Source organism: Pseudomonas monteilii NBRC 103158 = DSM 14164 (assembly GCF_000730605.1).
In the GTDB taxonomy this organism is placed as follows: Bacteria; Pseudomonadota; Gammaproteobacteria; order Pseudomonadales; family Pseudomonadaceae; genus Aquipseudomonas; species Aquipseudomonas monteilii.
The window spans coordinates 19,003-37,349 of record NZ_BBIS01000013.1; the positions used below are offsets into that span (position 1 = coordinate 19,003).

Here is an 18,347-nt window from a genome sequence, read left to right on the forward strand (position 1 = left end):
TATCGGCGCTACACTCTGCACCCCCGACCGATACGGCCAACACGAGGCTCATGCATGCAGTATCGCGACTTGCGCGACTTCATCCGTGGCCTGGAGCAGCGCGGCGAACTCAAGCGCATCCAGGTTCCGATTTCCCCCGTTCTGGAAATGACCGAGGTCTGCGACCGCACCTTGCGTGCCAAGGGCCCGGCGTTGCTGTTCGAAAAGCCCACCGGCTTCGACATCCCGGTACTCGGTAACCTGTTCGGTACGCCAGAGCGCGTGGCCATGGGCATGGGCGCCGAGTCGGTCGACGAACTGCGCGAGATCGGCAAGCTGCTGGCGTTCCTCAAGGAACCCGAGCCGCCGAAGGGCCTGAAGGATGCCTGGTCCAAGCTGCCGATCTTCAAGAAGGTCGTCTCCATGGCGCCGAAGGTGGTCAAGGACGCGGTGTGCCAGGAAGTGGTGGTCGAAGGTGACGATGTCGACCTCGGCGCGCTGCCGATCCAGCACTGCTGGCCCGGCGACGTGGCGCCGCTGATCACCTGGGGCCTTACCGTTACCCGTGGCCCGAACAAGGACCGCCAGAACCTAGGCATCTACCGCCAGCAGGTCATCGGCCGCAACAAGGTCATCATGCGCTGGCTCAGCCACCGTGGTGGCGCCCTGGACTACCGCGAGTGGTGCGAGAAAAACCCCGGCCAGCCGTTCCCGGTTGCCGTGGCGCTGGGCGCTGACCCGGCGACCATCCTTGGTGCCGTGACCCCGGTACCGGACACCCTCTCCGAGTACGCCTTCGCTGGCCTGCTGCGCGGTAACCGCACCGAGCTGGTCAAATGCCGTGGCAGCAACCTTCAGGTGCCGGCCACCGCCGAAATCATCCTGGAAGGTGTGATTCACCCGGGCGAAATGGCCCCGGAAGGCCCGTACGGCGACCACACCGGCTACTACAACGAAGTGGACAGCTTCCCGGTGTTCACCGTCGAGCGCATCACTCACCGGCAGAAACCGATCTACCACAGCACCTACACCGGCCGGCCGCCAGATGAGCCGGCAATCCTCGGTGTGGCGTTGAACGAAGTGTTCGTGCCGATCCTGCAGAAGCAGTTCCCGGAAATCACCGACTTCTACCTGCCGCCGGAAGGCTGCTCGTACCGTATGGCGGTGGTGACCATGAAGAAGCAGTACCCAGGCCACGCCAAGCGCGTGATGCTGGGTGTGTGGTCGTTCCTGCGACAGTTCATGTACACCAAGTTCGTTATTGTGACCGATGACGATATCAACGCCCGTGACTGGAACGATGTGATCTGGGCCATTACCACGCGCATGGACCCCAAGCGTGATACGGTGATGATCGACAACACGCCGATCGACTACCTGGACTTCGCGTCGCCGGTATCGGGGCTGGGGTCGAAGATGGGCCTGGACGCCACGCACAAGTGGCCGGGCGAGACTACACGCGAATGGGGACGGGTCATCGTCAAGGACGAAGCCGTCACCCGCCGTATCGATGAGCTGTGGGATCAGTTGGGAATAGATTGATGCAGGTAACGTTGCAGCCGTCCGGGGCGGTGCTGGCGCTCGAACCCGGGGAACGGATCCTGGATGGAGCGCGGCGGCTGGGCTATGACTGCCCGAACAGCTGCCGCAATGGCAATTGCCATGTCTGCGCCGCGTTGTTGGTCGAAGGCCGGGTACGGCAGGACGGCGAAGTCCGCGACCATGGCGAGTTGTTCACCTGCATTGCCGAACCGCTGGAGGACTGTGTGTTGCTCTGGGACGGTGTGCTCGCCCTGGGCGAGCTGCCAGTGCGCAAACTGGCGTGCAGCGTCAGTGAGTGCGTCGACGTCGGTGGCGACGTGTGGCGGGTGCGTTTGCGCGCGCCAGCCGGCAAGCCGCCGCGTTACCACGCCGGGCAGTACCTGATGATCGAGCGCGAGGGCGGCAAGCAGGCGGCCTTCTCGCTGGCCTCCGCGCCTCACGCTGGTCGTGAGCTGGAGCTGCATGTGCTGGCGCGTGAGCCCAGTGCGCTGCAACTGATCGAGCAACTCAAGCGTGACGGTTTGGCGCGCATCGAAATGCCGTTCGGCGACACTCATCTGGCCGAGCTGCCGGATGGGCCGCTGGTGCTGATCGCCGCGGGTACCGGCATGGGTCAGATGCACAGCCTGGTCGAGCATTGCCGGGCCAAGGGCTTCAAGCACCCAGTGCACCTTTACTGGGGCGTGCGCAGGCCCGAAGACTTCTACCAGATCGAGCACTGGGATGAATGGCAGCGTCTGCCCAACCTGTTCCTGCATCAGGTTGTCAGCGACCTGTGCGGCTGGGAAGGCCGTTGCGGCATGTTGCACGAGGCGGTTTGCGAGGACATTGCCGACCTCAACACCGTGTATGTGTATGCCAGTGGTTCCCCAAACATGATCTACGCCACCCTCGATGCCCTGGTCGAAGCCGGCATGGATGCACACCGCATGCGTGCGGATGTGTTTGCCTACGCACCGCGCGGTTAATAACCGAAGTTTGAAAGTGTGGGTATAAGGCGGTAATTGTTACCGCCTTGGCTAATAACTTTCACCGCTGTTGAAACAGTACTCCCCAGTCGTCGGAACCGCGCATGAAACACTGACGCGAGGGCTTGAGTATTCCTGCCGTTCTGGCCTATGGTTACTGCAAGCGCCCTTGGTATAGAGGCCTTGGGCCGCTGCGTAATCGAATCTCGCTACATCCGTAGTTCACGGGGATAATGGCGGCAGCTTATGTCGGCACTTGAAAGTATGTCCTGGGAAGTTTCATATCCTCCGGCACTCGACTTTGGTCAGCAACATACTCACGACCAGTTGTTCAACTCGATGAAGACGACCATGTCGCGCCATCAGGGTGGGCCAGTGTGGTTGTTTGCCTATGGTTCATTGATCTGGCGGCCGGAATGCAATTCGGTAGAACGCCAGCGCGCGCGGGTGCACGGTTACCATCGGGGCTTGTACCTGTGGTCGCACGAACACCGCGGTACCCCGGAAACTCCCGGGCTGGTGTTTGGCCTGGACCGTGGCGGTTCCTGTAGCGGCTTTGCCTACCGGCTGGATGAAAGCAACCTGGACGACTCGCTGATGGCCCTGTGGCAGCGCGAGATGCCGTACCCGGCATACCGACCGCACTGGCTCACCTGCCGGCTGGGCGATGGTAGCAAGGTGCAGGCTTTAGGCTTTGTGCTGGAGCGGCATTTGCCGTGCTATGCGGGGAACTTGCCAGATACCTTGCTCAGCCAGATTCTGGCCAGTGCCAAGGGGCGTTATGGCACCACGCGGGACTACGTGGAGCAGACGTTGAATGCCTTGCGCAGCCACCAGATGCCCGATCGTAACCTGGAGGCGCGGTTTCGACGCTGTCATAACCTGCGGGAAGTCTGAGCTTTTGGGGCCGCTGTGCGGCCCCAGAATAATCAGTGCATCTGCACCACCAACTTACCCACAGCCTGCCGCTGCCCCAACTTCTCGATGGCAGCCCCAGCCTCAGCCAGTGGATAAGTCTGCGACACCAGCGGTTTCAACTTGCCCTCGGCATGCCAGGCAAACAGCTGCTTGAAGTTAGCCGTATTGTCTTCCGGCTGGCGCTGTGCAAACGCCCCCCAGAACACCCCCAGCACTGCCGCGCCCTTGAGCAACACCAGGTTGGCCGCCAACTGCGGGATGGTCCCGCTGGCAAAGCCCACCACCAGCAGCCGGCCATTCCAGGCTAGCCCGCGCACGGCCTGCTCGAACAGCTCACCACCGACCGGGTCGTAGATGACATCCACACCCTGGCCACCGGTCAGCCGCTTGATCTCGTCGCGCAGGCTGGCCTGGCTATAGTCGATCAGCTCATCCGCCCCGGCCGCCTTGGCCACGGCCAGTTTCTCGGCACTGCTGGCCGCCGCGATCACCCGTGCACCCATGGCCTTGCCGATTTCCACTGCCGCCAGCCCAACACCGCCGGAAGCGCCCAACACCAGCAGGGTTTCACCTGCTTGCAGTTGGCCACGCTGGCGCAGGGCGTGCATGGAGGTGCCGTAGGTCATGCCGAATGCCGCAGCGGTGGTGAAGTCCATGCTCGCCGGGATCGGCAGTACGTTGTAGAACGGCACCGCTACCTGTTCGGCGAACGCGCCCCAGCCGGTCAGCGCCATGACCCGGTCACCCACCTTGAACGCACCGGCCTTTTCTCCGACCGCAGCCACCACGCCCGCTGCTTCGCCACCCGGCGAGAATGGCAGCGGCGGCTGGAACTGGTACTTGCCTTCGATGATCAGGGTGTCGGGGAAGTTGACCCCGGCGGCCTGCACATCCAGCAGGATCTCGTTCTTCTTCGGCAGCGGGCTGGCCACGTCTTCCAGCACCAGGTTGCGCGCCGGGCCCAGGGTTTTGCACAACACAGCTTTCATCGGGGCTATTCCTTTGCGGGTAGTGGCCGATAAGTGTAGGAGGGCCACCTGCCGGGTCAACGAGCATGGCCCGCCCTGATGTGCAGGCATAAGTGCCGGCATAAGCCCGGGCTTGGGTTTGAGCGGTGTGCTGGGTAAGCTGGCGCCAACTGTATTGAGGAGCGAATTCGTGAAAGCGTGGATCTTGATGGTATTGGCGCTGCTGCTGCCGGCTGCGGCCATGGCCGAAGAAGCTAAGGAAGGGGCGCCCAAGGTCGCCTACATCAGCCTGAGCCCGCCCTTTGTCGGCAACTATGCCCTCGACGGCGGCCCACGGCTGCGTGTGTACAAGGCCGATGTGGCCCTACGCGTGACGGGCGATGAAGCCGCCAAGGCGGTGCAGCACCATGAACCGCTGATCCGCAACCAGCTGGTGGCACTGTTCACCCAGCAGACGGTGGACAGCATGAGCAACGTCGAAGCCAAGGAACACCTGCGTCAGGAGGCGCTGAAGCAGGTGCAGCAGGTGCTGGAAGCAGAAGAGGGCAAGCCGATTGTTGAAGACTTGCTGTTCAACAACCTGATCGTGCAGTGATCAATTGTGGGAGCGGGCGTGTCCGCTCCCACAGATGCCTCCACGGTGCCTGCGTTATCAGGACGCCAGGCTCCGACGAAACCGCGCCAGCGCCACGCTGAAGAACACCAGGCCGATCAGGCCCAGCGCCAGGATATCCGGCCATACCACCGCCCAGCCTGCATCCCGGAACAGGATCGCAGCCCCCAGGCTGACGAAGTGCGTCGACGGCGAGCCCTGCATCACCCACTGTAACCACTGCGGCATGCTGTCCAGCGGTGTGCTGCCGCCTGACAGCAACAGCATCGGGATGATCACCGGGATCGCCAGCAGGCCGAACTGCGGTGTCGAGCGCGCCAGGGTGGCGAGGAAGATGCCCAGCGCGGTACTGGCGAACAGGTACAGCGCCGTCACGGCCAGGAACAGCCCCATCGAGCCGGACAACGGCACGCCCAGCGCACCTTTCACCACCACCACCAGCGAAATCCACGTGCAGATCACCACTACCAGCGCGTTGCTGCCAATCTTCGCCAGCATGATTTCCAGTGCCGTCAGCGGCAGCACCAGCAGGTGGTCGAGGGTGCCGTGCTCACGCTCACGCAGCAGCGCGGTGCCGGTGAGGATGATCGCCAGAATGGTGATGTTGTTGACGATCTGGATCACCGCCAGAAACCAACCGCCCTCCAGGTTGGGGTTGAACAGCGCTTTGGGGTTGATCAGCACTGGGCTTTGCACATTGCCGCGTTGGCTGTAGTCGAGCAGTTCACGCTCGAAGATGCGGCCGATATAGCCAGCGCCCATGAACGCCTGGCTCATGGCCGTGGCATCGACATTGATCTGCAACTCCGGCGAACGCCCGGCCAACAGGTCGCTCTGGAAATTCACCGGCACATTGATCACGAAGGTGTACTGGCCGCTGTCCATGGCCTGGTCCAGGTGCTCCGGTGCCAGCGGCACGGCGGGCTGGAACTCGGGCGGTTGCAAGGCTTCGCTAAGCTTGCGTGAGAGCAGGCTGTGGTCTTCGTCCACCACCGCGACGCTGGCGTTGTGCACGCCGATCACCGAGCCGGCTGCCGGCATGTAGATCGCCACGCTGAAGGCATACAGCAGGAACAGCAGCAGGACGCTGTCGTGGCGCAGGCTGGTCAGTTCTTTCAGGCCCAGGCGCAGGGTGTGGTTCAGGCGCGACATGTCAGGCCTCCTGCTTCTTCAGCATGGCCAGGCTCAGGCCGGTGAACGCGGCAAAGAAGCCCAGCAGGATCAGGCACTGCGGCCACAGTTCGCGCAGGCCCAGTGCCTTGGTGAAGGTGCCGACCGCGATATCGAGGAAATAGCCCGCCGGGAACAGCTGGCCCATCACCGCCGCTGCGCCGTCCAGCGACGAGCGTGGCACGATCAGCCCGGAAAACTGGATCGTTGGCAGGCTGGTGATGATCATGGTGCCCAGGATGGCCGCGATCTGGGTGCGGGTGAACGCCGAGATCAGCAGGCCCAGGCTGGTGGTGGCCAGCAGGTAGGCCACACCCCCGCAGGCCAGGGCCAGCACGCTGCCCTTGAGCGGCACGGCGAACAGCCAGCGGTTCATCGCCACCAGCAGCGCCAGGTTGACCAGGCTCACGGCAAGGTAGGGCATCTGCTTGCCCAGCAGGAACTCCAGGCGCGTGAGGGGGGTGGCATAGAAGTTGGTGATGGAGCCCAGCTCTTTCTCGCGGACGATGCCCAGCGCAGTAAGCATGGCCGGGATGAAGGCCAGGATCAGTGCCATCACGCCCGGGCCGATGGCATTCACGCTGACCACGTCTTGGTTGTAGCGAAAACGCGTTTCCAGACGCACCAGGTCCTGCCGCGCCTGCGGCTGTGGGCTGGCCCTTGCCAATTGCTCCAGGTTGGCCTGGTGCACGGCTTCCACGTAGTTGCGGCTGGTTTCTGCACGGAACGGCATGCCGCCGTCGAGCCAGGCTGCCACCACCGGCTGGCGTCCGGCATACAGGTCACGCCCAAAACCGGGAGGAATCTCCAGCGCCAGTTTGATTTCCGAGCGTTGCAGGCGCTGGTGCATTTCGCGGCTGTCGCGGATCGGCGCCTGCTCGGCGAAATACCGTGAGCCACGGAAGGCCTCAAGGTAGGCCCGGCTTTGCGGGCTCTGGTCCTGGTCGTGTACAGCAAAGGCAAGGTTTTCCACATCCAGCGAAATGCCGTAGCCGAAGATCACCATCATGAACAGCGCACCCAGCAGGGCGAAGGCCAGGCGTACCTTGTCGCGCAGCAGCTCCTTGCCCTCGCGGCTGGCCACCGCCAGCAGGCGGCGCAGGCTGAAGCCCCGGCGCAGCGGCGGCGCGGCCGTGGCGGCCTGCTCCAGCACAGCGTTGTCCGTGGCTTGTGGTGCCAGCGCCTGGGCTTGCTCCAGGCAGCGCACGAATGCGTCCTCCAGGGTGTCGCCGTGGTACTGGCGCTGCAACGCCTCCGGTGTGTCGCAGGCCAGTACCCGCCCGGCATGCATCAGCGAGATGCGGTCGCAGCGCTGGGCTTCGTTCATGAAGTGAGTGGAAAGGAAAATGGTCACGCCCTGCTCGCGGGACAGTTCTACCAGCAGGCGCCAGAAGTCGTCGCGGGCGGCCGGGTCGACGCCAGAGGTCGGTTCGTCGAGGATCAACACTTCCGGGCGGTGCAGCACCGCCACCGCCAACGACAGGCGCTGACGCAGGCCAAGGGGCAGGGCGCCGGACGGCTGGTCGGCGATAGCGGCGAGGTCGAAGCGCCCTATCAATTCGTCGATGCGCTGGGCGCTTTCGGCCTTGGGCAGGTCGAACAGGCGGGCATGCAAGGCCAGGTTTTGCCGGGTGCTGAGCTCACCATACAGCGAGAAGCTCTGCGACATGAAACCGACCCGCTTGCGCGTGGCCAGGTCGCTGGCGTCCACCGGGCGCCCCAGCAGGCTGGCGCTGCCCTCGCTGGCCGGCATCAGGCCGGTGAGCACTTTCATGGTGGTTGTCTTGCCGCAGCCGTTGGAACCGAGGAAGCCGAAGATCTCCCCACGGCCGATGGCGAAGCTGACCTTGTTCACGGCTGTGAAGTCGCCAAAGCGCAGGGTCAGGTCGTGGGCCTCAATGGCGATCTGGCCGTCCTTGGCCTCACGCGGCGGGATGGTCAGGGGTTGATGCTGCGCCTTGCCTGCGCCCTGGTAGTGGGTAAAGGCGTCGTCCAGCTTGCCACTGGGGGTGGCTGCGGCCAGCTCATGACTGGGGCCTGCGGCCAGCAGGCGGCCGCCATCGAGCATCAGGCAATGCTCGAATTGTTCGGCTTCTTCCATATAGGCGGTGGCCACCAACAGTGTCAATTGGGGGCGTTGTGCGCGTACCTGTTCGACCAGCTCCCAGAAGCGCCGCCGCGACAACGGGTCTACGCCAGTGGTCGGCTCGTCGAGGATCAGCAGGTCCGGCTCGTGGATCAACGCGCAGCACAGGCCCAGCTTCTGCTTCATGCCGCCTGACAGCTTGCCGGCCGGCCGCTCGGCAAAGCGCTGCAGGTCGGTGGCTTGCAGCAGGTTGGCCATACGCTGCTCGCACTCGCGCCGGCCCAGCCCGAACAGGGTGGCGAAAAAGCGGATGTTCTCGCTGATCGACAGTTCCGGGTACAGGTTGTTGCCCAGCCCCTGCGGCATGAACGCCACCTTCGGGTACAGCGCCGCCCGATGACGGCGCTGGCGGATCGAGCCGCCCAGCACCTGCAACTCGCCCTGTTGCAGGCGCTTCACGCCGGCGATCAGCCCAAGGAGGGTCGATTTGCCCGCGCCGTCAGGGCCGATCAGTGCGCAGCGGGTACCGGCAGGCAGGCTGAAACCCAGTGTATGCAGCGCCGTCAGGTCGCCATAGCGGTGGCTGATACCCTCGGCCAGCAGTGCCGGGGCGTTCATTGCAGGTTGGCCGGCCAGTCCACCTCCGCCGTGCGCACGTAGCCGGCGCCAGGCATGCCCGGTTTGGCCTGCGGCACGGTGCCCGGATCGGTCAGGCGCAGTTTTACCCGGAACACCAGCTTCTGCCGCTCGTCGCGGGTTTCCACCTGTTTGGGGGTGAACTGGGCCTTGGCCGCAACGAAAGCCACTTTCGCCGCAAGGGCGCGTTCGGGCAGGGCGTCGAGCACGATCCGCGCCTGGTCGCCTACCGTCAGCCGGCCGCTGGTGGAAGCCGGGAGGTACAGGTTCATGTACTGGTCGCTGGGGTCGATCAGCATCAGCACGCGGCCGCCAGCACCCAGCACTTCACCGGGTTCGGCCAGGCGCAACTGGATAATGCCGTCGATGGGCGCACGCAGGCTGCTGTCGTCGATTTCACTGGTGAGCTGGGCCACCTGGGCTTCGGCGGCGCCGATGGCGGCCTTGATTGCTGCCAGCTGGGCGCGGGCCGCGACCACGGCCGAGTTGGCCGTGTCGAAGCGCGCCTGCTGTTGGTCGAGCAACTGCTGGCTGGCGTACTTGCGCTGGAAAATTTCGCGCACGCGCTTGAGTTCCTGGCTGGCCAGCAGCAATTCGCTCTGGCGCAACTGTACGGACGCTTGGGCCGCTGCGTAGTTTTCCCGGGCGCGCAGCACTTCGGCTTCGGCCTGGCTGCGCTGGGCTTCCATGGTGCGGGTGTCGATACGTGCCAGCAACTGGCCGCGGGTGACCTTGTCGCCTTCGTCGACCAGCACTTCGGCCAGGCGACCGGGGATTTTGCTGGCGATTTGCACTTCTGTGGCCTCCAGGCGGCCATTTCCCATGCTCAGGCCTTCGGGCAACTGGTCGTGTAGCGATTTCCAGTACCCCAGACCACCAGCTGTTGCCAGCAGGGCGATCAGTGCGGTGGCGAAGATTCTGGGGGCATATCGGTTCATCGTTCTGCATCCTTGCGGTCATGCACAGCACATCATGGCGCGCGGCCCTGTATGGCGTGTTGATATCGGTCAAATCCTTGACCTTAGCTGCACATTCAACGCAACGCGACAATCACCGCCCATTGTTCGGGTGTTACCGGCATCACCGACAGGCGGCTGCCTTTTTGCACCAGCGGCAACTCGGCCAGGCCGGCTTGTTGTTTCAGCCAGCCCAACTCCAGCACCCGAGGCAGGGTTTGCACATGGGCCACATCCACCGCGCTCCACGGGTTTTTCTCGGGCGTGGCCTTGGCATCGTAATAGTGGCTTTGCGGGTCCAGCGCGGTCGGGTCGGGGTAGGCTGCGCGAACGATCCTGGCAATGCCGGCGATGCCCGGTTGCGGGCAGCTGGAGTGGTAGAAGAAAAATTCGTCACCCACGCTCATGGCCCGCAGGAAATTACGTGCCTGATAGTTGCGCACGCCGTCCCAGCGCGCTTCGCCCAAGCGGCCGAGGGCTTCGATGGAGAGCTCGTCGGGCTCGGATTTCATCAGCCAATAGGCCATGGATGTCGCTCCTGAAAAGGTTTGAAATAACCTGTTGCACGAAACCGACAGCCGGTTGGCGTCAAGGTTTGCGTGCGGACGCAGGTTGTCGGAAAATGCGCCCCGTTTAAAGCGCTATGCGCTGGCGATTCCCAGAAAATCGCCGCGCACTGAACAGTTTGCCTGGGGGGCATTCTTCGATGAATCAACGTAAAAAGCCGGATCTGCTGTGGATCCTGGTGTTCATTTTTGGCCTGGGTGTGGTCACTACCGGTTATGCGCAAGGGTTCTGGGAGCGCAAGCTGGACAACGCCTACCAGATGCCGGTCGACGCCATCCAGCCACAACAACGTTGATGCCCTTGCTGGCGCCGCTCAACGTGGCGCCAGGTACCAGCCACGGTCCGAGACCGTCCCCTGCAGCGGTACATCCCAACTGGCCTGCGCCAGCCGCTCGACCTTCTGGCATTCATGCGCCAGCCCCAGCAGCAAAGGCTTCTTCCAGGTTTTGCGACGCCCCTGGTAGGCCAGGCTGCGATCATAAAAGCCGCCGCCCATGCCCAAGCGCCCGCCCACTTCATCGAAACCGACCAGCGGCAGCAGGATCAGGTCCAGCGCCCAGATCGGCCGTTGGCGCTTGCGGTCGGTGACCGGTTCGGGAATACGAAAGCGGTTGGGCCTGAGCTTTTCGCCCTGCTCGAAACGCTGGAACACCATGCGTGTACGTGGCCAGGCGTGCAGCACCGGCAGGTAGGTGTGCTTGCCGCGGCGTTGAGCTTCCCGCAGCAGCAGCCCGGGGTCGATTTCGCCGTCGTTGGGCAAATACAAGGCAATGTGCCGGGCGCGGCGGAACAGCGGGTGTTGCGCCAGTTGGCGGTACAGGCCGAGGGTGGCCTGGCGTTGCTGGGCAGGGGTAAGGGCGCGGCGGGCGTTGCGAAGCAGGCGACGGAGCTGGGGGCGGGTGAGCGGCGCGGTGTCGGTCATGGCACGGGCGATCCCAGAAGTGATGGCCGACATTGTTGGCCAAAACGAATTGCCCGCCAGAAGGGGCGGGCAAGAAAATTCAGGCTCCCCGATAAGACCGCTATCGGTGTAGCCCTTGAACCCGAAAGTTCAAGGTGGAGATTGCAGGGGGCGTTAAGGCTTTCCGTCGGGCGGACATGCACACCGGCCCCAGCGTGCAACCCCCGTGGTTGTGCGTATCGGCTCAGGGACATAACCGACTGGCGCATCCCCCAGGGAGTGGCGCCAGTATACCAATGTCAGCCGATTTTGGTACCCGTGTCGTCGGACAGCGCCTGATCGACCCGCTCCAGCAGGTCGCGCACCTGTTCACGGGTGGTGCCGCTGGCCGGCGCTTCATTACGGTCTTCCTGGCGGTGAAGCATCTCGTGGGTAATGTTCAAGGCTGCCATCACCGCGATACGGTCGGCGCCAATCACCTTGCCGCTGCTGCGGATCTCGCGCATTTTGCCGTCCAGGTAGCGCGCGGCGCTGACCAGGTTGTTGCGCTCTTCCGGTGGGCAGATGATCGAGTATTCTTTGTCGAGGATCTGCACGGTGACGCTATTGCTTGAACTCATGAGTCTTGCTCCAGAGCCTTGAGGCGTAAAATCATCGACTCGACTTTGCGCTTGGCGATCTCGTTCTTTTCGATGAGGTGGGCGCGCTCTTCGCGCCAGGATTTTTCCTGCGCTACTAGGAGTGCATTTTGCCGTTTTAGTTGCTCGACGCGTTCGATCAGCAACTCGAATCGGCTCATCAGTGCCTGCAGGTCGTTCTCTTGCGTGGGTTGCACTCGATTCGCTCCGTCGTTGAGTCACCTGGCGATGATGCCTCTCCCTGGGCGGCGACGGCCAGTGCCGATGGTCTTGGCGCGCCTGCCGGTGCTAGGATACAAGGTCTCCATTCTAGTCATTGCGCCGTCTGGCGCCTAGCTGCCCATGCCCAATACCCAATCGCCCTACATCGCCTTCGCCATGCTGCTTTCGAGCAATGGCCACCCTGTTACCCCGGCCGAGCTGCACGGCCTGCTGATCGGCCGTAGCTGCGCCGGTGCCGGCTTTGACGCCGACGGCTGGCTGGCAGATGCCGCCCAGCTGCTGGAAACCGAGCCCGGTGATACCGTGCGCAATGCCCTGGTCGGCCTGCAGGAAATGGTCAAGGGCGAGCTCACCAGCGACGACATGGCCATTGTCCTGCTGTTGCCTTCCGACGACGCCGCACTGAGCGACCGCGCCACCGCGCTGGGCCAGTGGTGCCAGGGCTTCATCACCGGTTTTGGCCTGAATGCCGGTGGCAAGGACCTGTCCGACGAAGCCAAGGACGTGCTGCAGGACCTGGTGGCTATTTCCCAGGTGCAGGAAGCGCTCGAAGAGTCCGAAGACGGCGAGAGCGACTACATGGAAGTCATGGAATACCTGCGCGTGGCACCGCTGTTGCTGTTCTCCGAGCTGGCCAAGCCGGCCGCACCCGCGCCCAAGCCATCGCTGCACTGATCAACCGGGGGTAGTCTGCCCATGAGCCACATTCCCAAGGCCGAGTATGCCCGTCGGCGCAAGGCGCTGATGGCGCAGATGGTCCCCAACAGCATCGCCATCCTGCCCGCCGCCGCAGTTGCCATCCGCAACCGCGACGTCGAGCACGTGTACCGCCAGGACAGCGATTTCCAGTACCTCAGCGGCTTCCCGGAGCCGGAGGCAGTGATTGCGTTGATCCCCGGGCGTGAGCACGGCGAGTACGTGCTGTTTTGCCGTGAACGCAACCCCGAGCGCGAACTATGGGACGGCCTGCGGGCCGGCCAGGAAGGCGCTGTGCGCGATTTTGGCGCCGACGATGCCTTCCCCATCACCGACATCGACGAGATTCTGCCGGGCCTGATCGAAGGCCGCGAGCGGGTGTACAGCGCCATGGGCAGCAATGCCGAGTTCGACCGCCGGCTGATGGACTGGATTAACGTGATCCGCTCCAAGGCCCGCCTGGGCGCGCAGCCGCCGAACGAGTTCGTTGCGCTGGATCATCTGCTGCACGACATGCGTCTGTATAAATCGGCGGCGGAAGTAAAGGTGATGCGCGCGGCGGCAGACATTTCTGCACGGGCCCATGTGCGGGCCATGCAGGCCTGCCGGGCCGGGCTGCACGAATACAGCCTGGAAGCCGAACTGGATTACGAATTCCGCAAGGGCGGGGCGAAGATGCCGGCCTATGGCTCGATCGTCGCAGCCGGGCGCAATGGCTGCATCCTGCACTATCAGCAGAACGACGCCCCGCTCAAGGATGGCGACCTGGTGCTGATCGATGCTGGCTGCGAAATCGACTGCTACGCCAGCGACATCACCCGTACCTTCCCGGTTAGCGGGCGTTTTTCGCCCGAGCAGAAGGCCATCTACGAGCTGGTGCTCAAGGCCCAGGCGGCGGCCTTTGCCGAAATTGCCCCCGGCAAGCACTGGAACCACGCGCATGAGGCGACCGTGCGGGTGATTACCGAAGGCCTGGTGGAATTGGGCCTGCTCACCGGTGAGGTACAGGCGCTGATCGACAGTGAGGCCTACCGCGCCTTCTACATGCACCGTGCCGGGCACTGGCTGGGCATGGATGTGCACGATGTGGGCGAGTACAAGGTGGGTGGCGAGTGGCGAGTGCTGGAGCCCGGCATGGCGCTGACCGTCGAACCGGGCATCTACATTGGCGCCGACAATCAGGCCGTGGCCAGGAAATGGCGCGGCATTGGTGTAAGGATCGAGGACGACGTGGTGGTGACCAGGCAAGGTTGTGAAATCCTGACTTCGGGCGTGCCGCGCACGGTTGCCGAGATCGAGGCGCTGATGCAGGCCGCCCGCAAGGACGCGGCATGAACCGGGTGAACCTGGCGATCATCGGTGGTGGTCTGGTTGGTGCAAGCCTGGCTCTGGCCCTGCAAGCCGGGGCCAAGGCGCGTGGCTGGAAGATCTTGCTGATCGAACCGTTCGCCCCCGGCGACAGCTTCCAGCCCAGCTACGATGCGCGTTCTTCGGCGTTGTCGTTCGGCACCCAGCAGATCTACCAGCAGTTGGGCCTGTGGCAGGCCATTGGTCACCGTGCAGAGCCGATCCGTCAGATTCACGTGTCCGACCGTGGCCGCTTTGGCGCCACTCGCCTGGATGCCCTGGAAGAGGGCGTACCAGCGTTGGGCTACGTGGTGGAAAACGCCTGGTTGGGCCAATGCCTGTGGCAGGGGCTGGACAGTGAGGTGGTGAGCTGGCGCTGCCCGGCGGAAGTCACCTCCATGCAGGCGATCGAAGGTGGTTACCGCCTGCGCTTGAATGACGATACCCAGCTTGAATGCGACCTGGCGGTACTGGCCGACGGCGGCCGTTCCGGCCTGCGCGAGCAACTGGGAATTCACGTACGCCACACGCCTTACCAACAGAGTGCCTTGATCGCCAACATCACCCCGGGTGAAGCCCACGGCGGCCAGGCGTTCGAGCGTTTCACAGAAGAAGGCCCCATGGCGCTGCTGCCGCTGCCGGAAAACCGCTGCGCGCTGGTGTGGACACGCCAAGGCATGGATGCACGGCGCCTGGCCGACATCGACGAGCGCAGCTTCCTGCGTGAGCTGCAGGGCGTGTTTGGCTATCGCCTGGGCGCGTTGCGCCAGGTTGGCGCGCGCCACCTGTACCCGCTGTCGCTGATCGAGGCCCAGGAGCAGGTGCGGCCGCACTTGGTGGTACTGGGCAATGCCGCGCACAGCCTGCACCCCATTGCCGGCCAGGGTTTCAACCTGTCGCTGCGCGATGTGCAATCGCTGGCCGACGCGCTGCTGGCCGGGCCGCAGCAGCCTGGCGACCTGACCACGCTGCAGGCCTATCACCAGCGCCAGCGTCTGGACCAGGCCATGACCATCGGCTTTTCCGACCAGGTCACGCGCCTGTTCGGCAGCAACCAGCCGTTGCTGGCCGCCGGGCGTAACCTCGGCCTGCTTGGGCTCGACCTGCTGCCGCCGGCCAAAAGCTGGTTCGCCCGCCAGGCCATGGGCCTGGGTACCCGCCCCGATCCGCGGGGCCAGGCATGAGCAACCCGCGTAAACTGGCGCGCCGGGCGCGCATGCTGCGCTGGCTGCTGAACCTCTACCCACCTTACCTGGGCGCCGGGATCCGTGTGCAGCACATCAGCCCGGACATGCGCAGCGTCAAGGTGGCGATGAAGCTGACCCGCTGGAACCGCAATTATGTCGGTACGCAGTTCGGTGGCAGCCTGTATTCGATGGTCGACCCGTTCTACATGTTGCTGCTGATCGAGCAGCTGGGCCGCGACTACATCGTCTGGGACAAAGCCGCCAGCATCGATTTCATCTCGCCGGGCAAAGGCCCGGTGTATGCCGAATTCAACGTCGATGACGCGCTGCTGGACGACATTCGCCAGCAGACCGCCACTGGCAAGAAGTGCCTGCCGCGTTTGCAGGTCGATATCCGCGATGGTGCCGGTGAACTGGTGGCGCGGGTCGATAAAACCCTATACGTGCGGCTCAAGCCGCAAGCGAGGCTGGCGTAAGGCATGGAAATGCGCGCAGATCTGTTGATTGTCGGTGCCGGTATGGTCGGCAGCGCCCTGGCCCTGGCATTGCGCCACAGTGGCCTGCAAATTCTCTTGCTCGATGGCGGGCCGCTCACGGTCAAGCCATTCGATGCGCAAGCCCCGTTCGAGCCGCGTGTCAGTGCGCTTTCGGCGGCCAGCCAGCGTATTCTCGAACGCCTTGGCGCCTGGGACGGCATTGCCCAGCGGCGTGCCACACCGTATTCCGACATGCATGTGTGGGACGGCAGTGGCACTGGGCAGATCCACTTCTCGGCCGCCAGTGTGCATGCACAGGTGCTCGGCCATATCGTCGAGAACCGGGTGGTGCAGGACGGCCTGCTGGAGCGCCTGCACGACAGTGACATAGGCCTGTTGCCCAACGCGCGTCTGGAGCAACTTCGACGCTCGGGTGACGAATGGCTGCTGACCCTGGCTGATGGCCGTCAGCTGCGTGCGCCGCTGGTGATCGCGGCCGACGGCGCCAATTCGGCCGTGCGGCGCCTGGCCGGCTGCGAAACCCGCGAGTGGGATTACCTGCACCATGCCATCGTGACGAGCGTGCGTTGCAGCGCCGGGCACCAGGCCACGGCCTGGCAGCGCTTCACCGATGAAGGGCCATTGGCGTTCCTGCCGTTGACCCGCGACAGCCAGCAGGACTGGTGCTCGATTGTGTGGTCGACCACGCCAGAGCATGCCGAGCAGTTGATGGCGCTGGATGAAGCGGCCTTCTTGCAGGCCCTTGAGCGGGCCTTCGAGGGGCGCCTGGGTGATGTACTGCAGGCCGACCCTCGGGTGTGCGTGCCGCTGCGCCAGCGCCACGCCAAGCGCTATGTGGATGAAGGCCTGGCATTGATCGGCGATGCCGCGCACACCATTCACCCGCTGGCCGGGCAGGGTGTGAACCTAGGCTTCCTGGATGCTGCGGTGCTGGCCGAGGTGCTGGTCAATGCCTGCGAGCGTGGTGAACGGCTGGCAGATGTGAAGGTGTTGAGCCGCTACGAGCGGCGGCGCATGCCGCACAACCTGGCGTTGATGGCGGCCATGGAAGGTTTCGAGCGGTTGTTCCAGGCTGATCCGCTGCCGTTGCGTTGGTTGCGTAACAGTGGATTGAAGCTGGTGGAGAAGATGCCGGAGGCCAAGGCGGTGTTTGTGCGCCAGGCGTTGGGTTTGAGTGGAGACCTGCCGGATTTGGCCAAGGCTTGAGATTGTTGGGGCCGCAAAGCGGCCCCTCTGCAACATCCGGTAACGGCTAGGTAGATGAGCCAGAAAATGGGATTCACTACCATTTGCACCTCTCAAACGATCCGAGGAGTGCTTCACATGTTGCCACGCAAGCCCCTACTGGCCGCCCTGGCCCTGACCCTGTTCGGCGGCACCGCCCAAGCGGCGGACGAAGTGGTGGTGTACTCCTCGCGCATCGACGAGCTGATCAAGCCGGTGTTCGATGCCTACACCGCCAAGACCGGGGTCAAGATCAAGTTCATCACCGACAAGGAAGCCCCGCTGATGCAGCGCATCAAGGCCGAGGGCGACAACGGCGTGGCCGACCTGCTGCTGACCGTCGACGCCGGCAACCTGTGGCAGGCCGAGCAGATGGGCATCCTGCAGCCGATCAAATCCGACATCATCGACCAGAACATCCCGTCGCAGTACCGCGCCTCGTCTCATGACTGGACCGGCCTGAGCCTGCGCGCGCGCACCATCATCTACTCCACCGAGCGGGTCAAACCCGAAGAGCTGAGCACCTACGAAGCCCTGGCCGACAAACAGTGGGAAGGCCGTCTGTGCCTGCGCACGGCGAAGAAGGTGTACAACCAGTCGCTCACCGCCACCCTGATCGAAACCCATGGCGAGGCTAAGACCGAGCAAATCGTCAAAGGCTGGGTCAACAACCTGTCCACCGACGTGTTCTCCGACGACAACGCGGTGATTCAGGCCATCGAGGCCGGCCAGTGCGACGTGGGCGTGGTCAACACCTACTACTACGGCCGCCTGCACAAGCAGAACCCGAAGCTGCCGGTGAAGATCTTCTGGCCCAACCAGGGAGACCGTGGCGTGCATGTGAACCTGTCGGGTATCGGCCTGACCAAGCACGCGCCGCACCCGGAGGCCGCGAAAAAGCTGGTGGAATGGATGACCGGCGAAGAGGCGCAGAAACTGTTCGCCGACATCAACCAGGAATTCCCGGCCAACCCGAAGGTGAAGCCATCGGAGGAAGTGGCCGCCTGGGGCAGCTTCAAGGCCGATACCATTCCGGTGGAAATCGCCGGCAAGCGCCAGGCTGAAGCCATTCGTTTGATGGATCGCGCTGGCTACAACTAAGCGCCAGGCCTTATGCTTCCGGGGCCTTCAGAGGCCCTTTCGCGGGACAAGCCCGCTCCCACAGGAACTTCACAGGATCGATACCTTGTGCGGCCCCTGTGGGAGCGGGCTTGTCCCGCGAACGACCGCGC

General features: G+C 63.9%; 19 protein-coding genes and 1 other RNA gene. 11 read left to right on the top strand and 9 right to left on the bottom strand.

Annotated elements, in window-relative coordinates:
- Positions 1 to 54 precede the first annotated feature (54 nt).
- From ubiD to PM2_RS08425, 3 genes are all read left to right on the top strand, one after another.
- Positions 55 to 1,521 carry a 4-hydroxy-3-polyprenylbenzoate decarboxylase gene (gene ubiD, locus PM2_RS08415; protein ID WP_016489755.1) on the top strand — a complete coding sequence of 489 codons (1,467 nt, stop codon included), beginning with the start codon at positions 55 to 57 and terminating at the stop codon, positions 1,519 to 1,521.
- The gene (locus tag PM2_RS08420) at positions 1,521 to 2,489 is read left to right on the top strand and encodes a CDP-6-deoxy-delta-3,4-glucoseen reductase (protein ID WP_016712621.1); all 969 of its coding nucleotides are present in this window, start codon (positions 1,521 to 1,523) and stop codon (positions 2,487 to 2,489) included. Before ubiD ends, PM2_RS08420 begins: the two co-directional genes overlap by 1 nt.
- Positions 2,490 to 2,735: 246 nt before the next feature.
- Positions 2,736 to 3,386, top strand: a complete 651-nt coding sequence (locus PM2_RS08425) for a gamma-glutamylcyclotransferase (protein WP_016712620.1) — start codon at positions 2,736 to 2,738, stop codon at positions 3,384 to 3,386.
- Positions 3,387 to 3,418: 32 nt separating this feature from the next.
- Here the strand turns inward: PM2_RS08425 and PM2_RS08430 are convergent, their stop codons facing one another.
- Positions 3,419 to 4,396 carry an NADPH:quinone oxidoreductase family protein gene (locus PM2_RS08430; protein WP_016712619.1) on the bottom strand — a complete coding sequence of 326 codons (978 nt, stop codon included), beginning with the start codon at positions 4,394 to 4,396 and terminating at the stop codon, positions 3,419 to 3,421.
- A 169-nt stretch (positions 4,397 to 4,565) separates the two neighbouring features.
- On the opposite strand from PM2_RS08430, the gene PM2_RS08435 reads away from it, so the two are divergent.
- The gene (locus tag PM2_RS08435; RefSeq protein ID WP_016712618.1) at positions 4,566 to 4,970 is read left to right on the top strand and encodes a flagellar basal body-associated protein FliL; all 405 of its coding nucleotides are present in this window, start codon (positions 4,566 to 4,568) and stop codon (positions 4,968 to 4,970) included.
- 57 nt (positions 4,971 to 5,027) lie between these two features.
- On the opposite strand, the gene PM2_RS08440 is transcribed toward PM2_RS08435, so the two are convergent.
- From PM2_RS08440 to PM2_RS08455, 4 genes are all read right to left on the bottom strand, one after another.
- On the bottom strand, positions 5,028 to 6,140 hold the full coding sequence (locus PM2_RS08440; protein WP_019096508.1) for an ABC transporter permease: 1,113 nt from the start codon (positions 6,138 to 6,140) through the stop codon (positions 5,028 to 5,030).
- 1 nt (position 6,141) lies between these two features.
- Positions 6,142 to 8,862, bottom strand: a complete 2,721-nt coding sequence (gene rbbA, locus PM2_RS08445) for a ribosome-associated ATPase/putative transporter RbbA (protein WP_028698406.1) — start codon at positions 8,860 to 8,862, stop codon at positions 6,142 to 6,144.
- Positions 8,859 to 9,818 (bottom strand): HlyD family secretion protein, encoded by a 960-nt coding sequence (locus tag PM2_RS08450; protein WP_016712615.1) that lies wholly within the window; start codon positions 9,816 to 9,818, stop codon positions 8,859 to 8,861. The genes rbbA and PM2_RS08450 overlap by 4 nt, the downstream gene beginning before the upstream one ends.
- Positions 9,819 to 9,913: 95 nt before the next feature.
- The gene (locus tag PM2_RS08455; protein ID WP_028698407.1) at positions 9,914 to 10,363 is read right to left on the bottom strand and encodes an EVE domain-containing protein; all 450 of its coding nucleotides are present in this window, start codon (positions 10,361 to 10,363) and stop codon (positions 9,914 to 9,916) included.
- A gap of 179 nt (positions 10,364 to 10,542) precedes the next feature.
- Between PM2_RS08455 and PM2_RS31155 the strand changes: the two genes are divergently transcribed.
- Positions 10,543 to 10,698: a hypothetical protein gene (locus PM2_RS31155; protein WP_016712614.1), complete on the top strand. Its 156-nt coding sequence runs from the start codon at positions 10,543 to 10,545 to the stop codon at positions 10,696 to 10,698.
- Positions 10,699 to 10,716: 18 nt separating this feature from the next.
- Here PM2_RS31155 and PM2_RS08460 read toward each other — a convergent pair whose 3' ends face one another.
- From PM2_RS08460 to PM2_RS08470, 4 genes are all read right to left on the bottom strand, one after another.
- Positions 10,717 to 11,325 carry a 5-formyltetrahydrofolate cyclo-ligase gene (locus PM2_RS08460; protein WP_025752146.1) on the bottom strand — a complete coding sequence of 203 codons (609 nt, stop codon included), beginning with the start codon at positions 11,323 to 11,325 and terminating at the stop codon, positions 10,717 to 10,719.
- 81 nt (positions 11,326 to 11,406) lie between these two features.
- Positions 11,407 to 11,586, bottom strand: a non-coding RNA gene (gene ssrS / locus PM2_RS29890) — 6S RNA.
- A gap of 17 nt (positions 11,587 to 11,603) precedes the next feature.
- Positions 11,604 to 11,924, bottom strand: a complete 321-nt coding sequence (locus PM2_RS08465) for a cell division protein ZapA (protein WP_028698408.1) — start codon at positions 11,922 to 11,924, stop codon at positions 11,604 to 11,606.
- Positions 11,921 to 12,103, bottom strand: a complete 183-nt coding sequence (locus PM2_RS08470; protein WP_029886233.1) for a TIGR02449 family protein — start codon at positions 12,101 to 12,103, stop codon at positions 11,921 to 11,923. The genes PM2_RS08465 and PM2_RS08470 overlap by 4 nt, the downstream gene beginning before the upstream one ends.
- A gap of 181 nt (positions 12,104 to 12,284) precedes the next feature.
- Here PM2_RS08470 and PM2_RS08475 point away from each other — a divergent pair, with 181 nt between their 5' ends.
- From PM2_RS08475 to PM2_RS08500, 6 genes are all read left to right on the top strand, one after another.
- Positions 12,285 to 12,839: a YecA/YgfB family protein gene (locus PM2_RS08475; protein WP_016712611.1), complete on the top strand. Its 555-nt coding sequence runs from the start codon at positions 12,285 to 12,287 to the stop codon at positions 12,837 to 12,839.
- 21 nt (positions 12,840 to 12,860) lie between these two features.
- The gene (gene pepP / locus PM2_RS08480; protein ID WP_016712610.1) at positions 12,861 to 14,195 is read left to right on the top strand and encodes a Xaa-Pro aminopeptidase; all 1,335 of its coding nucleotides are present in this window, start codon (positions 12,861 to 12,863) and stop codon (positions 14,193 to 14,195) included.
- Complete coding sequence (ubiH, locus tag PM2_RS08485; protein WP_016712609.1) at positions 14,192 to 15,391, top strand: 2-octaprenyl-6-methoxyphenyl hydroxylase; 1,200 nt, start codon at positions 14,192 to 14,194, stop codon at positions 15,389 to 15,391. The genes pepP and ubiH overlap by 4 nt, the downstream gene beginning before the upstream one ends.
- The gene (locus PM2_RS08490) at positions 15,388 to 15,870 is read left to right on the top strand and encodes a DUF4442 domain-containing protein (protein ID WP_016712608.1); all 483 of its coding nucleotides are present in this window, start codon (positions 15,388 to 15,390) and stop codon (positions 15,868 to 15,870) included. Before ubiH ends, PM2_RS08490 begins: the two co-directional genes overlap by 4 nt.
- Before the next feature lie 9 nt (positions 15,871 to 15,879).
- Positions 15,880 to 17,097: a 2-octaprenyl-3-methyl-6-methoxy-1,4-benzoquinol hydroxylase gene (locus PM2_RS08495; RefSeq protein ID WP_162998297.1), complete on the top strand. Its 1,218-nt coding sequence runs from the start codon at positions 15,880 to 15,882 to the stop codon at positions 17,095 to 17,097.
- A gap of 117 nt (positions 17,098 to 17,214) precedes the next feature.
- On the top strand, positions 17,215 to 18,216 hold the full coding sequence (locus PM2_RS08500) for an extracellular solute-binding protein (RefSeq protein ID WP_016712606.1): 1,002 nt from the start codon (positions 17,215 to 17,217) through the stop codon (positions 18,214 to 18,216).
- Positions 18,217 to 18,347 lie beyond the last annotated feature (131 nt).

Coding starts and splice junctions, on each gene's coding strand:
- ubiD (WP_016489755.1), top strand. CDS start 55: ATGCAGTATCGCGACTTGCGCGACTTCATCCGTGGCCTGGAGCAGCGC.
- PM2_RS08420 (WP_016712621.1), top strand. CDS start 1,521: ATGCAGGTAACGTTGCAGCCGTCCGGGGCGGTGCTGGCGCTCGAACCC.
- PM2_RS08425 (WP_016712620.1), top strand. CDS start 2,736: ATGTCGGCACTTGAAAGTATGTCCTGGGAAGTTTCATATCCTCCGGCA.
- PM2_RS08430 (WP_016712619.1), bottom strand. CDS start 4,396: ATGAAAGCTGTGTTGTGCAAAACCCTGGGCCCGGCGCGCAACCTGGTG.
- PM2_RS08440 (WP_019096508.1), bottom strand. CDS start 6,140: ATGTCGCGCCTGAACCACACCCTGCGCCTGGGCCTGAAAGAACTGACC.
- rbbA (WP_028698406.1), bottom strand. CDS start 8,862: ATGAACGCCCCGGCACTGCTGGCCGAGGGTATCAGCCACCGCTATGGC.
- PM2_RS08450 (WP_016712615.1), bottom strand. CDS start 9,818: ATGAACCGATATGCCCCCAGAATCTTCGCCACCGCACTGATCGCCCTG.
- PM2_RS08455 (WP_028698407.1), bottom strand. CDS start 10,363: ATGGCCTATTGGCTGATGAAATCCGAGCCCGACGAGCTCTCCATCGAA.
- PM2_RS31155 (WP_016712614.1), top strand. CDS start 10,543: ATGAATCAACGTAAAAAGCCGGATCTGCTGTGGATCCTGGTGTTCATT.
- PM2_RS08460 (WP_025752146.1), bottom strand. CDS start 11,325: ATGACCGACACCGCGCCGCTCACCCGCCCCCAGCTCCGTCGCCTGCTT.
- PM2_RS08465 (WP_028698408.1), bottom strand. CDS start 11,924: ATGAGTTCAAGCAATAGCGTCACCGTGCAGATCCTCGACAAAGAATAC.
- PM2_RS08470 (WP_029886233.1), bottom strand. CDS start 12,103: ATGAGCCGATTCGAGTTGCTGATCGAACGCGTCGAGCAACTAAAACGG.
- PM2_RS08475 (WP_016712611.1), top strand. CDS start 12,285: ATGCCCAATACCCAATCGCCCTACATCGCCTTCGCCATGCTGCTTTCG.
- pepP (WP_016712610.1), top strand. CDS start 12,861: ATGAGCCACATTCCCAAGGCCGAGTATGCCCGTCGGCGCAAGGCGCTG.
- ubiH (WP_016712609.1), top strand. CDS start 14,192: ATGAACCGGGTGAACCTGGCGATCATCGGTGGTGGTCTGGTTGGTGCA.
- PM2_RS08490 (WP_016712608.1), top strand. CDS start 15,388: ATGAGCAACCCGCGTAAACTGGCGCGCCGGGCGCGCATGCTGCGCTGG.
- PM2_RS08495 (WP_162998297.1), top strand. CDS start 15,880: ATGCGCGCAGATCTGTTGATTGTCGGTGCCGGTATGGTCGGCAGCGCC.
- PM2_RS08500 (WP_016712606.1), top strand. CDS start 17,215: ATGTTGCCACGCAAGCCCCTACTGGCCGCCCTGGCCCTGACCCTGTTC.